A 15,019-nucleotide genomic window follows, 5' to 3' on the forward strand; every position below is an offset into this window, starting at 1 on the left:
GGTCCGGGGCGGCCCGGCGCGGCAACCGACATGACGGGTCAGACAATGGCGTGGCCGTCGTCGCCCTCGCGGCGGGTGAGCCCGCGTTCGGCGAGCACCTCGAGCAGCGGCATCACCACACGCCTCGAGGTGTCGAGGTGGGTGCGCGCGCCGCTCGGGGTGAACGGCTGCGGTAGTTCACGGAGCCGCCGTACCGCCTCCCCGATCGCGCCCGGACCCAGCCACACGCCGGGTCCGACGCCGGTGAGGAGCCCGGCCCGCTCGCAGGCGGCGAGCTCACGCGGTCCGAGGCCCAGCCCGGCCAACTCCCCGGCGGTCGGGGCGTCGAACGGCCCGACCCGGAACCGCTCGCCCAGGGTGCCCGCTGCCGCGCGGACCGCCGGGGGCAGGCCCGGCCCGTCGCCTTCGACCACCCGGCCTCCCTCCGCCCGCAGCGGGGCCGCGGCCGGGTGATCGAGGACGGCCATGAGCAGGGATGCGTCGGGCAGCCCGAGCGCGCGGCGGGCGGCCTCGGTGGGCAGGCCCGGATCGAGCGGATCGGCGCGGTCGTGCTCGCGCACGGCCTCGACGAGGGTCTCGGCGAGGACGGCGACGCGCCCGGGGTCGATCAGCCACCCGCGGTGGGACTGGTCGCGGACCGGGATGGCGATCCCCCATGCGCGCAGGTCATCGACGTGGGCCACGCCGCGCCGACGCAGCTCCGAGGGCAGGTCGGGGCGCTCCGGTGTCGCCGCCAACTCCTCGGCGCGGTGGCGGGCCGCACCGCGGCGACGCAGCGCCGGCGGGGCGGGATCCAGCACGACGGCGCCCGCCGGGATACGGTCGGCTCCCGGCTCGCGCAGGATGAGCCGGTCCCCCACCCGCAGCGGCAGCGGGTCCGCGAGCGTGAGGCGGGCATGACCCTCGTCGAGGGGCCGCACGTGAGCGGCTGTCGCGGCGGATCCGATGTGCACCATCACCTGCTCCGGCAGCGCGCCCGTCCGCCCGTCGACGCGCACGTCGAGGGTCCCGACCGGGCGCCACCGTTGCGGGGTGACCAGAGTGCTGCCCCGCGGGATCTCGTCCGCGGCGACCCCGCGCAGATTCACGGCGACCCGCGCCACCGCCGCCACCTCGTCGCGCCGGTGCCCGAGCGACTGCAGACCACGGACGGTGACCTGCGGCCCACCCGGCCCCAGCTCCAGCGTGTCCCCCGCCCGCACCGTGCCCGCGGGAAGCGTGCCGGTGACGACGGTGCCGGCTCCGCCGATGCTGAACGACCGGTCCACCCACAGCCGCACGTCGGCGTCGCGATCGGGCTCCGGCAGCAGCGTGCCCAGCCGGGCGAGCTCCCCGCGCAGCGCGTCCATCCCGGCGCCGGTGACGGCCGAGACGCACACCGCCGGTATGTCCGCCAGGGGTGTCCCGGCCATCGCGTCACGGGCCTCCGCCAGCGCGAGGTCCGGGTCCAACAGGTCACTGCGCGTGATGACGAGGACGCCGTGCTCGACGCGCAGCGCGGTGAGCGCGTCGAGGTGTTCGGCGGACTGCGGCATCCACCCGTCGTCGGCGGCCACGACGAACATCACCGCGGGCACCGGCCCGACCCCGGCCAGCATGGTGGGGACGAACCGCCGGTGGCCGGGCACGTCGACCAACGCGACCGTGCGGCCGTCGTCGAGGGTGGTCGAGGCGTACCCCAGACCGATGGTCAGGCCACGGCGGCGTTCCTCGTCCCACCGGTCGGGCTCCTCGCCGGTGAGCGCACGGACGAGCGTCGACTTCCCGTGATCGACGTGGCCGGCGGTGGCGACGACGAACATCAGGCGGGCGCCTCCGCCCGGAGCACGAGTCGCGCCAGCTCGTCGTCGTCCCCCGGCGGCACTGCGCGCAGATCCAGGAGGCACCGGCCGTCGGTCACACGCCCCAGGACGGCGGGGCGTCCGGCGCGCAATGTCTCGGCACAGCGCTCCGGCAGGGACACCGCGGCGCTCGGGAGGTCGACACCGGGCGCGCCCCCACCGCCGACGGCGGCGACGGACCGGACGGCCTCCGCATCAAGCCCCGCCGCGCGCAGTCGTGCGGCGATCCGCTCGGCCCGCGCCCGCAGTTCGGCGGGGTCGGCCTCGAGACCGGCGACGACGGGCGGGCGCGGGCCGCGCAGCGTCGCCTCGAGGGCGGCCAGCGTGAGCTTGTCGACGCGCAACGCGCGGGCGAGCGGATGGCGACGCAGGCGCTGCACGAGCGCGGCGTCGCCGGCCATGATCCCGGCCTGCGGGCCACCGAGGAGCTTGTCGCCGCTGGACGTCACGAGGTCGACGCCCGCCGCCAGCGTCGTGGTCATGTCCGGTTCATCCGGAAGCGCGGGATGGGGCGCGAGCAGCCCCGAGCCGATGTCCACCACCAGCGGCACCCCGAGGTCCCGCAGCTCGGCGGGCGGGACGGACGAGGTGAAGCCGCTCACCACGAAGTTGGAGGGGTGGACCTTGAGGACGAAGGCCGTGGTGTCGTCGATCGCACGCGAGTAGTCCTCGGCGTTGACCCGGTTGGTCGTGCCGACCTCCCGCAACCGGGTCCCCGTGGATTCCAGGAGCTCCGGCAGGCGGAACCCGTCGCCGATCTCCACCATCTCACCGCGCGCGATGACGATCGTCCGCCCCGGCCCGCCCAGCGCGGTCGCGGCGAGGGCCAGGGCGGCCGCGCCGTTGTTCACCACGTGGACGTCGCCTGCCGTGGGCACGGCGGCCCGCAGGGCGTCGAGGGCGCCGCGACCCCGCCTGCCCCGGCGACCCGTCGCCAGGTCCAGCTCCACGTCGTTGGTGCCCGCGGCCTCGGCGAGCGCGCGCACGGCGGCATCCGACAGCGGCGCCCGACCGAGGTTGGTGTGCAGCAGGACGCCACTGGCGTTGAGGACGGGCGTCAGTGTCACAGGCGCGCCGGGCAGCGCGTCGAGCACCGCGTCGACGATCTCGTCGGCCCGGAGCACTCCCGCGCGGGCGCGGTCCTGCGCGCCCCGGATCTCGCCCTTGACCAGCTCGCGGCCCAGCCCGTCGACCGCCCCGGTGAGGCGCGGATCGCGGAGCAGGACGTCGGTGGACGGGATGAGGCGACGCGGATCGGGCGACGACGGCCCCGACCCCTCGTGCGGCTGCTCGGTGATCGTCCGTTCCCCTTTTCGGATCGGTGCCGGTGACGGTGAGGTTGTGGCGGAGGCGGACGGGAATCGAACCCGCCTGACCGAGATACTCGGCCACGTCGGTTTTGAAGACCGCGGGGACCACCAGGTGCCCGGACGCCTCCCTGCCCCACGAGACTAGGCGGTGTTCCCCGGCCGCGCCCACCGATCGGCGCCGCCTCGTTAGGGTCGGACCATGACCACCGAACCCATCTCGCCCGCAGCCCGGCTCACCTCGTACGCGCACGGGGGCGGGTGTGCCTGCAAGATCCCGCCCGGTGCTCTGGAGAACGTCGTTGCCGACCTCATCGGGGCCCCGGTCCGGGAGCCGGCCGCGGAACTCATCGTGGGCCTCGACGACGGCGACGACGCGGCGGCGGTGCGGATCACCGGTGGCCGGGCCGTCATCAGCACCGCCGACTTCTTCACCCCCGTCGTCGACGACCCGTACGACTGGGGGCGCATCGCCGCGGCCAACGCGCTGTCCGACGTCTACGCGATGGGCGGGACGCCGATCATGGCGATCAACCTGCTGTGCTGGCCGATGGACGTCCTGCCGTACGAGATGGCCGGAGAGGTGCTGCGTGGCGCCCAGGAGGTGGCCGGCGCCGCCGGATGCCACGTGGCCGGCGGGCACAGCGTCGACGACCCCGAGCCCAAGTACGGCATGGCCGTCACCGGGCTGGCGGACCCGGACCGGCTGCTGCGCAATGACGCGGGCCGGGCCGGGATGCCGCTGTCGCTCACCAAGCCGCTGGGGATCGGGATGCTCAACTGTCGGCACAAGAACACCGGGGAGGTGAGCCGCGAGGCGATCGAGACGATGACCACCCTCAACGACGTCGCCTCCCGGGACGCCCTGGCCGCCGGGGTCGAGTGCGCCACGGACGTCACCGGGTTCGGCCTGCTCGGCCACCTGTACAAGATGGCCCGGGCCAGCGGCGTCTCGGCCGTGATCGACCCCGCCGCGGTGCCCTACCTCGAGGGCGCCCGTCAGGCGCTCGCCGACGGATACGTCAGCGGCGGGACGCGCCGCAACCTCGACTGGGTACGTCCGCACCTCGCGGCCGACGTGGACGAGGACGAGCTGCTCCTGCTCGCCGACGCCCAGACCTCCGGCGGGCTGCTCGTGGCCGGGGAGATCCCGGGGGGCACCGTGATCGGCGAACTCGTCCCCGCCGGAGACGCGGCGATCACCGTGCGCTGACGGGGCCGAGTTCCCCGCACCTCGCCGAGCAGAGGATTTCGCACACCCACTCTCGGGCGATACCGGCGAAATCCTCTGCTCGGCGGGAGGGTGAGCGCCCAAAGGCGGGAGGGTGAGCGCACGAGGGCGGGAGAGTGAGCGCGCGCGGCCGGGATCCGCCCCGCCAGCTCAGGCGGGGCGGTCGAGGCGGGCGAACGCGTCGAAGATGCGGGCACCGTGGGCCAGCGCCCGCTCGTCCAGCACGAAGCCCGGATGGTGGAGATCCGTCTCCTCGGACTCGCCGTCCCACACCCCCAACCGCAGGTAGACGCCGGGGATCTCCTCGGTGTACCAGGCGAAGTCCTCGCCGCCGCTGGACTGGTCGGCGGTGCCCACCCCGTCGGTTCCGAGCACCGATTGGACGGCCTTCGCCGCGAGGTCGGCGCACTCGTCGTCGTTCACCACGGGCGGCACACCCTGGATGTACTCGACCTCAGTGCGCGCCCCGTACAGGGCACCGATCCGCTCGACCGTCTCGCGGACCAGCGGCTCGACGGTCGCCCACACGTCCCGGTCCGCGCTGCGCAGCGTGCCCCAGATCTCGCCCGAGTCGGGGATGACGTTGGGCGCGGACCCGCCGGCCTTGATCGAGGCCCACGTGAGCACGGTGCCGGACCGCGGGTCGATCCGCCGGTCGATCACGCCCGTGACGCCCGTGACGATCTGGGCGAGGGTGAAGACGGTGTCCTGGGTCTCGTGCGGACGCGCGGTGTGCCCGCCGTCCGAGTGGACGGTGATGCCGATCTTGGCGTTGGACGAGGTGATGGCCCCGCCGGTCACGCCCACCTCGCCGACCGGGCGGTGCGGGTCGCAGTGCAGCGCGAGGATGCGGTCGACGCCCTTGACCACGCCCTCCTCGACGCAGTCCTTGGCACCGCCGGGCATCGTCTCCTCGGCCGGCTGGAAAATCAGGCGCACCGGGCGGGGCGGCGGGTCGGCGACCAGCATCTCGGCGGCGCCCAGCAGCATCGCCGTGTGGCCGTCGTGCCCGCAGGAGTGGCTGACGCCCTCGACCTCGGAGGAGAAGGACTCGCCGGACTCCTCGCTCATGGCCAGCGCGTCGATGTCCGCGCGCAGCGCCACCACGTCGGTCGACGTGGCCCCGTCGGCGGCCGCGACGTCGCACCACAGCCCGGTGCCCACCTCGAACCGCTCGGGCTTGAGCCCCATCGAGCGGAGCTCGCCCTCGATGTACTCGGTCGTCTCCCGCTCCTCGTAGGACAGCTCGGGGTGGGCGTGGATGTGCCGCCGCCACCCGAGGAGCCGGCCTTCGAACCCGGTCGGGTCGGGGGTCTCATTCTTCTTGCGTCCGAACATCGAACACCTCCTGGCAGAACTGGACCACCCGGTCGCCGAGACGCTGCCGGTTGGCCAATTTCACGAATTCATGACCTTCGTCCTCGAACAGCAGGACGTCCACCGGTACGCCGCGCCGGCGCAGGAACTCCACGGCCTGATCGGTCTCGCTGAGCGGCACATTGGTGTCGTGCGCGCCGTGGACGAAGAGCATCGGGACGTCCACGTGGTGGTACCGCCGTAGGGGCGAGGCCTCCCGCAGTAGCTCACGTTCCTGGAGCGGGTTGCCGTACTTGGGGTAGGCGGCCGCGGCGATCCACGGTTCGGTGGTGCGGTAGAAGGTCTGCAGGTCGCTCATCCCGCACGCGGCGATTCCGCCTCGCCACCTGCCGGGGTGGCGGACCAGCGTGGCGTTGACCAGGTAGCCGCCGTAGGACCGGCCCGAGACCACCGCCCGGCCTGGATCGGCGATGCCCTCGTCGATCAGGTGCAGCAACGCGTCCTCGACGTCGTCGATGCCGGAGAAGCGACCGTAGCGGTCGTCGGCGTGACTGAAGAAACGACCCGAGCCGGTCGACCCGCGCACGTTGGGCAGGAAGTAGTTCACGCCGATGTCGAGGTAGCGGCGGGCGATGTCGTTGTACCCGGGGCGCGACTGCCCCTCGGGACCGCCGTGGAGGTGGACCACGGTCGGGCCCGGTTCGTCAGCGATGTCGGGACGGTACAGCCAGCCGCTGAGCTGGAGTCCGTCACGGGCGGTGAACTCGACCAACGTCGGCGCGGGGTCGGGTTGCTCGGGCGGCCGCCCGGTCCACCTGCGGTTGTCCACGTCGTACATCACCACGCGCGGCGGCTGGTCGAGGCTCTCGATGGTGAGCGCGAGCAACCGGCCGTCTGCGGTGAGCGTGGGTGAGGTCGCCACGACCTCGGGCAGCGGTGGCCGAACGATCACGCGGGGGCGCTCCGGCCGTAGGTCGAGGACCTCGATCTCCGACAGACCACCGCGCACGTTCCACAGCAGCACCGCGGTCGAGCGGTCCAGGCTCACCTCGACGCGGTCGAGATCGGCGTCGGTGCGGAACGCCACCGGCCAGGACTCGGTGGAGTCCTCGTCCGCCTCGACCGCGAGCAGGCCCATCCGGTCCGCCGAATGGTCGCTGCGGACGACCATCCGCATGGGACGGTCGTCGTCCCCCGCGTCGAGGATGACCCCGGCGTCCGTGGTGGAGCCGGTGTCGACGGGTAGCAGTGGCCACCACCGGCCGTCGGGGACGATGCGCAGCAACTCGCGGTTACCGCGGGCACCCACCCGGAACAGCGCGGCTCCGTCCCACGCGTGGACCAGTGCACCGCCCATCCGTCGATCGACGACGGTGTGCTCCCCGGTCTCGGGGTCCACGAGGCGGCCCTCGGCCAGGCCCTCGGAGTCGAACGCTGTCACCGCGAGCAGGTCGCCGTCCCAGCCGACGATCTGGACGGTGGCGTCGCCCACGGTGTCGACGGGGTAGACGTCGTGATCGTCGGGGTCGGTGGTGACCAGCCAAATCCGTTCGCGCTCGCCGCCGTCCGGGGCGACCTCGCAGGCGAGCCACCTGCCGTTGGGCGAGTAGGCCACGCGGCGCACGGGGCCGTCGACGGGCAGCACGACGTCGCGCTCCGGCCCGGCCCCGTCCAGCCCACCCGGCCCCAGCGGCCGCTGCACGGCGCGCGGGTAGCCGGTGCGCTCGGTGACCACACACGCCAGCATCGACCCGTCGGGCGACAGGTTGGGGGACGTGGTGTGGCGGATCTGGGTGGGCCCCCCGGCGGCGTCGTCGGGTGGTCCCGCGACGTCGCGGGACTCGGCCTCCTCGGTGACCTCGACGTCGACCTCGGTGGTGTCAGGCACGGTGAATCCAGGTGTCCTTTCCGCCGCCTCCGCTCGAGGCGTTGACGACCATGGTGCCCGCCGGGGCCACGCGCGTCAGTGCGACAGGCGGGGCCGTGGCGGCGATCTCTCCCCCCTCACCGTGCCGCAACATGACGAACGCCCGCATGTCCACGTGGCGACGCTGCAGTTCGCGGCCGTCGAACGTCGGCAGGGTGGACAGCGACTGCACCTCTTGCGCGACGAACCGGTCCCCGTGGCGGCGCAGCTCGTCCCGACGCTCGTCGAGCTCCCGGGGCGAGCATTCCGGGCCCACGGTGATGTCGGACCCGCCGTAGCCGTCGATCGGCTTGACGACCAGCTCGCCGAGCCGGTCGAGGACCTGTCGACGCTGGTCCGGGTCGGCGCACAGGTACGTGTCGACCTGGCCGATGAGAGGCTTCTCGCCCAGGTAGAAGTCGATGATCTTGGGGACCATGGCGTAGATCGCCTTGTCGTCGGCTGCACCGTTGCCGGGCGCGTTGACCACGGCGACGCCGTGCTCCGCCATCGCGTTCAGCAGCCCACTGCGCAGCGCGGTGCCATCTGCGCCTGTAGAGGACAGGAGCATCTCCTCGTCCATACGGACGTAGAGCACGTCGATCTTCTGCCGCTCCCCGCCCTCGATCCGCCACAGGGCGGAGTCCTCGCACACCAGGTCCGAGGGCGTCACCAGGGTGCCACCGACCGCCTCGGTGACGCTGCTGAGGTCGTACGCCTCGAGTTCGTCCTCGGCGACCACCACGCCGATGGCGGGATCGTCGACCCCCTCGGGCGCGGCCGCCCGCAGGGTGTCGGTCAGCATCGCCAGCGCCTCGCGGGGGTCGTGGACCTCCGACCGCGCACCGAACTCGGGGAAACCCTCGGCGATCCGGTCGCGCAGTGCGACCGCCATCGCCATCCCCCCGGGCATCCGCAGGTTGTCCTCGAGCACGATCCACTCGCCCGGCGCCGTGGAGACCAGGTCCACGCCACACACCGGGGCGTGGAGGACGCCCTCGGGCACCGCGCGTCCGGTGGGACGGAACCCCGGTGCGCGCTGGAGCGCCTCGGCGGGGACCACGCCGGCCCGGCTGATCTCGCCCGCCCCGTAGATGTCGCGCAGGAACATCTCCATCGCGCGCGCCCGCTGCTCGATGCCCGCAGAGATCCGCGCCCATTGGTCAGCCGGGACGATCCGCGGGACGGAGTCCAGCGGGAAGACCTGCGGCTCGTCCTTGCCGTACACCTTGAGCGTGATGCCCATGGAGCGCAGTCTGTCGTCCACCTGCTCCTTGCGCTCGCACAGGACCTCGGGGCCCATGTCGGACACGGCCTTGAGCAGGTCCACGTACTCGGGCCGCGGGTTGCCGTCCTCGGAGATGGCCTCGTCGTGCACCTCCTCGGTGACCGCCTCCCCGAGCGGCGAGTAGGAGGCGAGCATGTGTCGCATCCCGCGGTCGTCGGCGGTGTCCCGGGGGCGGATCCGCTCGACGGTCTCGGCCAGCAGGACGGCGATCACGTCGCTGCGGCGTCCCCGTCGGCGGTGCGCCGCGCGTTGGCGGGTGGCCGAGGTCGCGGAACCGCGGACCCCGTCGAGCAGGTTCAGCACCAGGTCGAGTTCGCCTCCGGCCCGGAGGTGGTCGACGTGGTCGTCGACCAGTCCGGTGAGCACCTCGGTGGCGGGGCGGGGGCGCCCGGTCGCCACGTCCACGAGGTCCCCCTCGAGTCCGGAGCGTGCGGCGCGCCAGAACGCCGCGGCCAGCACGGCGTCGGAGGGTCCGTCCCACCCACCGGATCCGGAGTCCTGACCGGCGTCCCGTTCGGCGAGGACGCGGTCGACCGCCGCGCGGAACAGGGCGGCGACGACGACGAGGGTGTCGATGGTGCTGCAGGAGTCGCAGGCCACGAGTTCGATCCCGTCGCCGTCCCGGGAGGGGCGGACGTCGACCGCGATCCCCTCCCGTCCCGCGACGACGCCGGTGGCGACGATCTCGTCCTCGCAGGCCAGCGCCTCGTCGGCGGTGTCGGCGGCGTAGGCGGGCAGGTGTGCGGGCGACCACTGGCTCTCGAAGTAGCGGGTGGAGGCGTACCCGGAGTCGGTGCCGTCTGCCCAGTAGGGGGAACTCGCCGACAGTGCCAGCAGCACCGGCGCGAGGGCGGCGACCCGTCGGGCCGCGTACTGGGCCTCGTCGGCGTCGGCGGTCTCGACCACCACCCGGAAGCCGGCCGAGGCGCGGGTCTGCGACTCGCGGCCCGGCGCGGGGTGGGGGTCCTGCGGCGCTGGGTCGAACTCCACTCCGGGCGAGGCCAGCGACCCTGCCGCGACCACCCCGGTCCGCAGTCCGTTGGCGGCCTCCGCCAGGCGGGTCCGGTTACGGCGGAGGGCGTCCCCGAGCTCGCCGAGCCCGGTGTGGGCGCCCGCGTCCGCGACCACGATCGCGCCGTGTTGCTCCGGCCGGACGTGGCCCTCCTGTCCCCGTTGCCCGGTGTCGCCGAGAGCGGCGAGCACGTCCGTTGCCCGCCGAACCGGTCGCCGGGTCCTCGTGTCGACGAGGTGGAGTTCCTCTTCGACTCTGATCCATCGCTGTGCGTCGGTCATCATTCCCACGCTAAGGGAACGCGGGCGCACCCGCACCCGCAGCAGCTCTCCGCGCCCGGCGCGGGGGTCACCGCATGATCCACGTGTCCTTGCCGCCGCCGCCCCGCGAGGAGTTGACGATCATCGATCCCGCCGGCGCGACCCGGGTGAGCCCGGCCGGGACCGCGTGCGCGGTGGTCCTGCCCCCCTCGCGTCGGACGTGGGCGAACGCGCGGAGGTCCACGTGCCGGCGCTGCATCCGGGTCCCGTCGAAGGTCGGCAACGTGGACAGGGGCACGACCTCCTGGGCGATGAACCCCTCCGGCCGGGTGAGCAGGTCCTCCCGGCGGGCGGCCAGCTCCGCCTCCGAGCACTCCGGCCCGATGGTGATCCCGAGTCCGCCGTACCCGTCGATCGGCTTGACCACCAGCTCGCCGAGGCGGTCCAACACGAGGTCCCGCTGCGTCCGGTCGGCACACAGGTAGGTGGGGACCTGCTCGAGGATCGGGGTCTCCCCCAGGTAGAAGTCGATCATGGCGGGGACGGAGGCGTAGACGGCCTTGTCGTCGGCCACCCCGTTGCCGAGGGCGTTGGCGATGGTCAGGCGTCCGGCCCCGAGCGCGTCGAGCAGCCCGTCGCGCAGCGGGATGCCGTCGTCGCCCGGCGAGCTGAGGAGCATGTCCTCGTCTATCCGGGCGTACATGACGTCCACCCGGTGCAGATCGCGGCCCGCACGATAGTGCAGCACCCCATCCCGGAAGGTGAGCCGGTCGGGCGTGACCAGCGGCAGTCCGGTGCGCTGCGCGATGAGTCGGTGCTCGAACCAGGCCGAGTCGGTCGGCCCGGAGGAGACGACCGCGAGCTGCGGCTCGTCCCCGGCGGCCGGCGGCGCGGCCGCCTCGAGCGTCTCGCGGATCATGCCGAACGCCTCGTCCGGCGCGTGGAGATCGAACCCGCCCGTGAGGTCGCCGAACAGGGAGGTGGTCATCTGTCGCAGGGCGTGGGAGAAGGCGATCCCGGAGGGCACCCGGACGTTGTCCTCCAGCACGAACCACGTGCCGTCGTCCCCGCACACCAGGTCGATCCCGCAGATGTGCGCCCGCGTCCGACCCGGCCGCTGTACGCGTCCCGTGCTGCGGTGACCGGGGCGCGGTCCAGGGACTCGGGCGTCATGTGCCCCGCGCGCACGAACTCGCGCTGGCCGTAGATGTCGTCGAGGAAGGCGTCCAGGGCGCGGGCGCGCTGCTCCGTGCCGGCGGCCAGCACCCGCCACACTTCGGGCGAGATGATGCGGGGTACGAAGTCCATGGGGAACGCCTGGGGCCGCTCCTGTCCGGTGACCCGGAACGTCACCCCGGCCACCGAGGCCTCCTTCTCCGCCGTCACCTGTCGCGACCGGAGCCGCACGGTGCCCGCCCGGTCCAGGGCCGACATCACGGGAGCGTAGGCCTCACGGGGGGCACCCCCCTCCTCGACCGCCTCGTCCCAGCTCGGGTCGGCGTCGAGGCCCTCGATCGGTTCGTAGACGCCGAACAGTCGTGAGTGGGCATCGGGGACCGCCGACCGGGGACCGCTGATCCCGGCGGTCTCCGCCGCGAGCAGGTCGACCACGTCGTGGGGGGTGCCCCCGCCGGCGGAGGGCCTGGCGCTGCCGGAACGCACTGCTGCCGTTGTAGAGCGCGTTGTCGAGCAGGGTGCGCACGGTGTCGAGGTCACCCGACCGGTTCAACTCGCCGGTCAGGGACTCCACCAGATCCGAGACGACGTCGGTGGCGGGCCGGGCCCGGAAGGTGACGGGGTCCACGAGATCACCCTCGAGGCCCGACCGGGCCGCGCGCCACAGGGCCGCCCGCAGCCTCGTCTCGGCGGGGGTCGCCGACCCGGCGCCGTCGGCGACGGCGGTCGCCTCGCGCTCGACGAGGGCCCGGAACAGAGCGGCGGCCAGAACGGTGGCGTCGGCGGAGGGACAGGCGTCACCCACCTGCAGCTCCACGGACCGCCGGTCGGCCCCGGGCTGCACGCCGAAGCCCACCATCGACACATCGACGACCACCCCGCTGGCCACGAGGTCGGCCACCAGCTCGTCGTACTCGGCGGCCGAGCACACGCCCGCCACGGGCGCCGCCGTGGGCCACTGCGAGGCCGCCACCGAGCGGCAACTCGCGTAGCCGGAGTCCGACCCGTCCCTCAGGAACGGCGAACTCGCCGTGAGCGCGAGGAACACCGGCAGGTACGGAGCAATCCGGCAGGACACCGCGACAGCCTCGTCTGCGCCATGGGCCTCCACCCGGATCCGGACGCCACAGTAGATCTGATCCCGGGCCAGGTACTCGTAGTCGGCCAGGAGTCGACGAGTCCTCGGCGTCTCGTCGACGAGGGCGGACCCGGGGGGCACGAGCGGGACGGCCCCGGCGGCGACCACCGCCAGCCCGAGCTCGGCCCCCGCCCCGTTGAGCCCCGCCCGCTCCGCGCGGAGGGCCGACCGCAGCTCCGTCGCGGACCCGGCAGGGGCGGTCGCGGCGCGGATGCCGCAGTTGCGCAGTTCCTCTCCCGAGCCACCTCCACCCCGCCGGGCCAGCAACTCCGCCGCCCGGGGCGTCAACTCCCTGCTCGCGGTGTCGAGGACGTGCAGGTCCTCTTCGACGACCATCGACCTCAACACTGCTTCCATAAAGAAAATGTAGGGCCGGGGGGCGGCGTTCACATCCGGTCGGGTTGGGGGATGGGTCTCATCGGATCCGGGTTCAGCGCGCCTTCCACACCGGGGAACGCTTCTCCGCGAACGCCCTCGGGCCCTCGGCCGCGTCCTCGGAGGTCATGACGGTGATCGTCTCCGTGTCATTGACCTTCCACTGGTCGACCTCCGCCGGACGCCCGCCGTCGGTGATCCCGAGCGCGACCCGCTTGGTCCCCTGGACCGCCAGCGGCGCGTTGGCGGCGATGGTCCCGGCGAGCTCGAGCGCGGTGTCGAGCAGCCGGTCGGCCGGGACGACGTGGTTGATCAGGTGCAGGTCGAGCGCCCGCCCGGCGGTGATCGGCTCGCCGGTGAGCATCATCTCCATGGCCACCCGGTGGGGCAGCTGGGCCGGCAGCCGGAACGCGCCACCGGCGGCGGCGATGAGCCCACGCCGCACCTCCGGCAGACCGAACACCGCGTGGTCGGCGGCCACCACGAGGTCGCAGGCCAGGGCGATCTCGCAGCCCCCACCCAGTGCGGTGCCGTTGACCGCGCCGATCACGGGGACCGAGACGTACTGCTGCATCATCCCCGCGAATCCCCACTGCCGGTTCTCGGCCGGGAAGATGTCCTCACCCCGGGAGATGGCCTTGAGGTCGGCGCCCGCACAGAACGACCGCTCTCCCGCGCCGGTGATCACCACGACCCGGATCCCAGGATCGGTGTCCGCCTCGTGCAGCGCGTTGCCCAGCAGCGTGCTGACCTCGCCGTTGACGGCGTTGCGGGCCTCCGGGCGGTCGAGGGTGACGAGTAGGACGTGGTCCCGGCGCTCGGTACGGACGGCGGGACGGTTCTCGGTTGACGTCATGGGCCCAGTCTCGCCCGGCTGTGGCCGCCCCGCAGCGCCTCCGCGCTATTCGGCCCTCTCCGCAGGAAGGTTCGTGCGGATGTCCGCGCATCGCACCCTCGAGTGGCACGGCCGACGTCGCTGCGCGTAAACGCATCCTTCCCCTCGGCCGGTCCCGGTGCGGGGCAGGCCCAGGCGCCCCGCCGGTCGGGCACCGTGCCCCGCCGGTCGGGCTCCATGTCGCGGGTCGGGGGCGCCACTCGCGGGTCGCCGACGGTCGCCGCGGGGCCACCGCCGAACTGTCGCCGATTCCGACCCGCGCTGCAGCGCCCCGAGGAGACGGGCCGGTCGAGGGTTGTCATAAGCGAAACGAAGGCGAACGAGAGATGTTTCACGTGAACCCTTCTCGGCGGTGGGTGGATGCCCCGCCCCCGGCGAGGTAGTGTGAGCCACTATAGATATATTTGATTTAGATCATCGGTCTCGGCGCTCCGGGTGGGTGCCCTTCTCTCGTGGAATGAGGTGGCGGACGTGGCCCCCACACGACTCGGCCAGCGCCCGCAGCTCTCCGAGGAGGTCGCCGACCACGTGCGGACTCGGATCATGAGCGGCGATGTCCGCCCGGGGTCCTTCATCCGGCTCGACGAGACCGCCTCCGCACTCGGGGTGAGCGTGACCCCGGTCCGGGAGGCACTACTCACCCTGCGCGGCGAGGGCCTCGTCGATCTGGTGCCGCGGCGCGGCTACCTGGTCTCGCCGATGAGCCGCCAGGACATCGAGGACATCTTCTGGCTCCAAGCGGAACTCTCCAAGCGCATCGTCGACCGGGCCATCACCCGCTACGACGCGGAAACTCTCGAGTTCCACGGTCGTCTGATCGACGAATTCGAGAAGGCATCCGCGTCAGATGACACCGACGGCGTGGTGCACGCCCAGTACGCGATCCACCGGTGCCTCAACCGGGCTTCCCGCTCGGACAAGCTGTCCCGGTTCCTGTCCAACGCCGCCCGCTACATGCCCTACCGGCTGTACGCGGACGACCCCGAGTGGCGTGCGGGCGCACTGACGGACAACCGCCGCATGCTCGAGGCGCTGCGTGACGGCGACGTCGAGACGGCCCACGAAGTGGTGGACGCCGAGTTCACCGGTGGCGCGAGTCTGCTCATCGCCCATCTCGAGCGAGCGGGCGTGTGGGACGACGAGCGCGCACCGGAACTCGACCCCGAGCACTGAGTCCCACTTCAGTGATCGGTCCGTCCGCACTCTCCACCTCAGATCGGTTTGAACAGGATGCGGTAGGTGGCCGTCCGAACCGTCCGGGGGAGTTCGTCGG

General features: G+C 73.0%; 11 protein-coding genes and 1 tRNA gene. 2 read left to right on the forward strand and 10 right to left on the reverse strand.

Going from position 1 to position 15,019, the window contains the following annotated elements; all coding sequences use genetic code 11:
• Positions 1 to 38: 38 nt before the first annotated feature.
• From selB to NR111_RS05980, 3 genes are all read right to left on the reverse strand, one after another.
• Entirely contained in the window at positions 39 to 1,802 is a 1,764-nt protein-coding gene (selB, locus tag NR111_RS05970) for a selenocysteine-specific translation elongation factor (RefSeq protein WP_256820242.1), read from the reverse strand.
• Positions 1,802 to 3,064 (reverse strand): L-seryl-tRNA(Sec) selenium transferase, encoded by a 1,263-nt coding sequence (gene selA / locus NR111_RS05975; protein WP_256820282.1) that lies wholly within the window; start codon positions 3,062 to 3,064, stop codon positions 1,802 to 1,804. Before selA ends, selB begins: the two co-directional genes overlap by 1 nt.
• Positions 3,065 to 3,183: 119 nt before the next feature.
• Positions 3,184 to 3,279: transfer RNA gene (locus NR111_RS05980), tRNA-Sec, on the reverse strand.
• 71 nt (positions 3,280 to 3,350) lie between these two features.
• Here NR111_RS05980 and selD point away from each other — a divergent pair.
• A complete protein-coding gene (selD, locus tag NR111_RS05985; protein WP_256820243.1) occupies positions 3,351 to 4,361 on the forward strand; it encodes a selenide, water dikinase SelD in 1,011 nt (336 codons plus the stop codon).
• Between the two features lie 168 nt (positions 4,362 to 4,529).
• On the opposite strand, the gene NR111_RS05990 is transcribed toward selD, so the two are convergent.
• The 7 genes from NR111_RS05990 to NR111_RS06020 all read right to left on the reverse strand — a co-directional run bounded on the left by NR111_RS05990 (position 4,530) and on the right by NR111_RS06020 (position 13,707).
• Positions 4,530 to 5,717: a M20 family metallopeptidase gene (locus NR111_RS05990; RefSeq protein ID WP_256820244.1), complete on the reverse strand. Its 1,188-nt coding sequence runs from the start codon at positions 5,715 to 5,717 to the stop codon at positions 4,530 to 4,532.
• The gene (locus NR111_RS05995) at positions 5,695 to 7,584 is read right to left on the reverse strand and encodes a prolyl oligopeptidase family serine peptidase (protein ID WP_154829997.1); all 1,890 of its coding nucleotides are present in this window, start codon (positions 7,582 to 7,584) and stop codon (positions 5,695 to 5,697) included. Before NR111_RS05995 ends, NR111_RS05990 begins: the two co-directional genes overlap by 23 nt.
• Positions 7,577 to 10,183, reverse strand: a complete 2,607-nt coding sequence (locus NR111_RS06000) for a carboxylate--amine ligase/circularly permuted type 2 ATP-grasp protein (RefSeq protein WP_256820245.1) — start codon at positions 10,181 to 10,183, stop codon at positions 7,577 to 7,579. The genes NR111_RS05995 and NR111_RS06000 overlap by 8 nt, the downstream gene beginning before the upstream one ends.
• A gap of 67 nt (positions 10,184 to 10,250) precedes the next feature.
• On the reverse strand, positions 10,251 to 11,237 hold the full coding sequence (locus NR111_RS06005) for a circularly permuted type 2 ATP-grasp protein (RefSeq protein ID WP_256820246.1): 987 nt from the start codon (positions 11,235 to 11,237) through the stop codon (positions 10,251 to 10,253).
• Positions 11,147 to 11,596: a circularly permuted type 2 ATP-grasp protein gene (locus NR111_RS06010; RefSeq protein ID WP_256820247.1), complete on the reverse strand. Its 450-nt coding sequence runs from the start codon at positions 11,594 to 11,596 to the stop codon at positions 11,147 to 11,149. The genes NR111_RS06005 and NR111_RS06010 overlap by 91 nt, the downstream gene beginning before the upstream one ends.
• A gap of 16 nt (positions 11,597 to 11,612) precedes the next feature.
• Entirely contained in the window at positions 11,613 to 12,833 is a 1,221-nt protein-coding gene (locus NR111_RS06015; protein ID WP_256820248.1) for a glutamate-cysteine ligase family protein, read from the reverse strand.
• Between the two features lie 73 nt (positions 12,834 to 12,906).
• Positions 12,907 to 13,707, reverse strand: coding sequence for a crotonase/enoyl-CoA hydratase family protein (locus tag NR111_RS06020; protein WP_256820249.1), 801 nt, complete (start codon positions 13,705 to 13,707; stop codon positions 12,907 to 12,909).
• Between the two features lie 501 nt (positions 13,708 to 14,208).
• On the opposite strand from NR111_RS06020, the gene NR111_RS06025 reads away from it, so the two are divergent.
• Positions 14,209 to 14,919, forward strand: a complete 711-nt coding sequence (locus tag NR111_RS06025; protein WP_007627198.1) for a GntR family transcriptional regulator — start codon at positions 14,209 to 14,211, stop codon at positions 14,917 to 14,919.
• The last annotated feature ends 100 nt before the right edge of the window (positions 14,920 to 15,019 follow it).

The sequence above is a fragment of the Dietzia sp. Die43 genome, assembly GCF_024519835.1.
GTDB classification, from domain to species: Bacteria; Actinomycetota; Actinomycetes; order Mycobacteriales; family Mycobacteriaceae; genus Dietzia; species Dietzia kunjamensis.

Excerpts from the sequence above, each read along its gene's own strand:
- selB (WP_256820242.1), bottom strand. The coding sequence starts at position 1,802 with ATGTTCGTCGTCGCCACCGCCGGCCACGTCGATCACGGGAAGTCGACG.
- selD (WP_256820243.1), top strand. The coding sequence starts at position 3,351 with ATGACCACCGAACCCATCTCGCCCGCAGCCCGGCTCACCTCGTACGCG.
- NR111_RS05990 (WP_256820244.1), bottom strand. The coding sequence starts at position 5,717 with ATGTTCGGACGCAAGAAGAATGAGACCCCCGACCCGACCGGGTTCGAA.
- NR111_RS06000 (WP_256820245.1), bottom strand. The coding sequence starts at position 10,183 with ATGACCGACGCACAGCGATGGATCAGAGTCGAAGAGGAACTCCACCTC.
- NR111_RS06010 (WP_256820247.1), bottom strand. The coding sequence starts at position 11,596 with ATGTCGGCCCTGGACCGGGCGGGCACCGTGCGGCTCCGGTCGCGACAG.
- NR111_RS06015 (WP_256820248.1), bottom strand. The coding sequence starts at position 12,833 with ATGGAAGCAGTGTTGAGGTCGATGGTCGTCGAAGAGGACCTGCACGTC.
- NR111_RS06020 (WP_256820249.1), bottom strand. The coding sequence starts at position 13,707 with ATGACGTCAACCGAGAACCGTCCCGCCGTCCGTACCGAGCGCCGGGAC.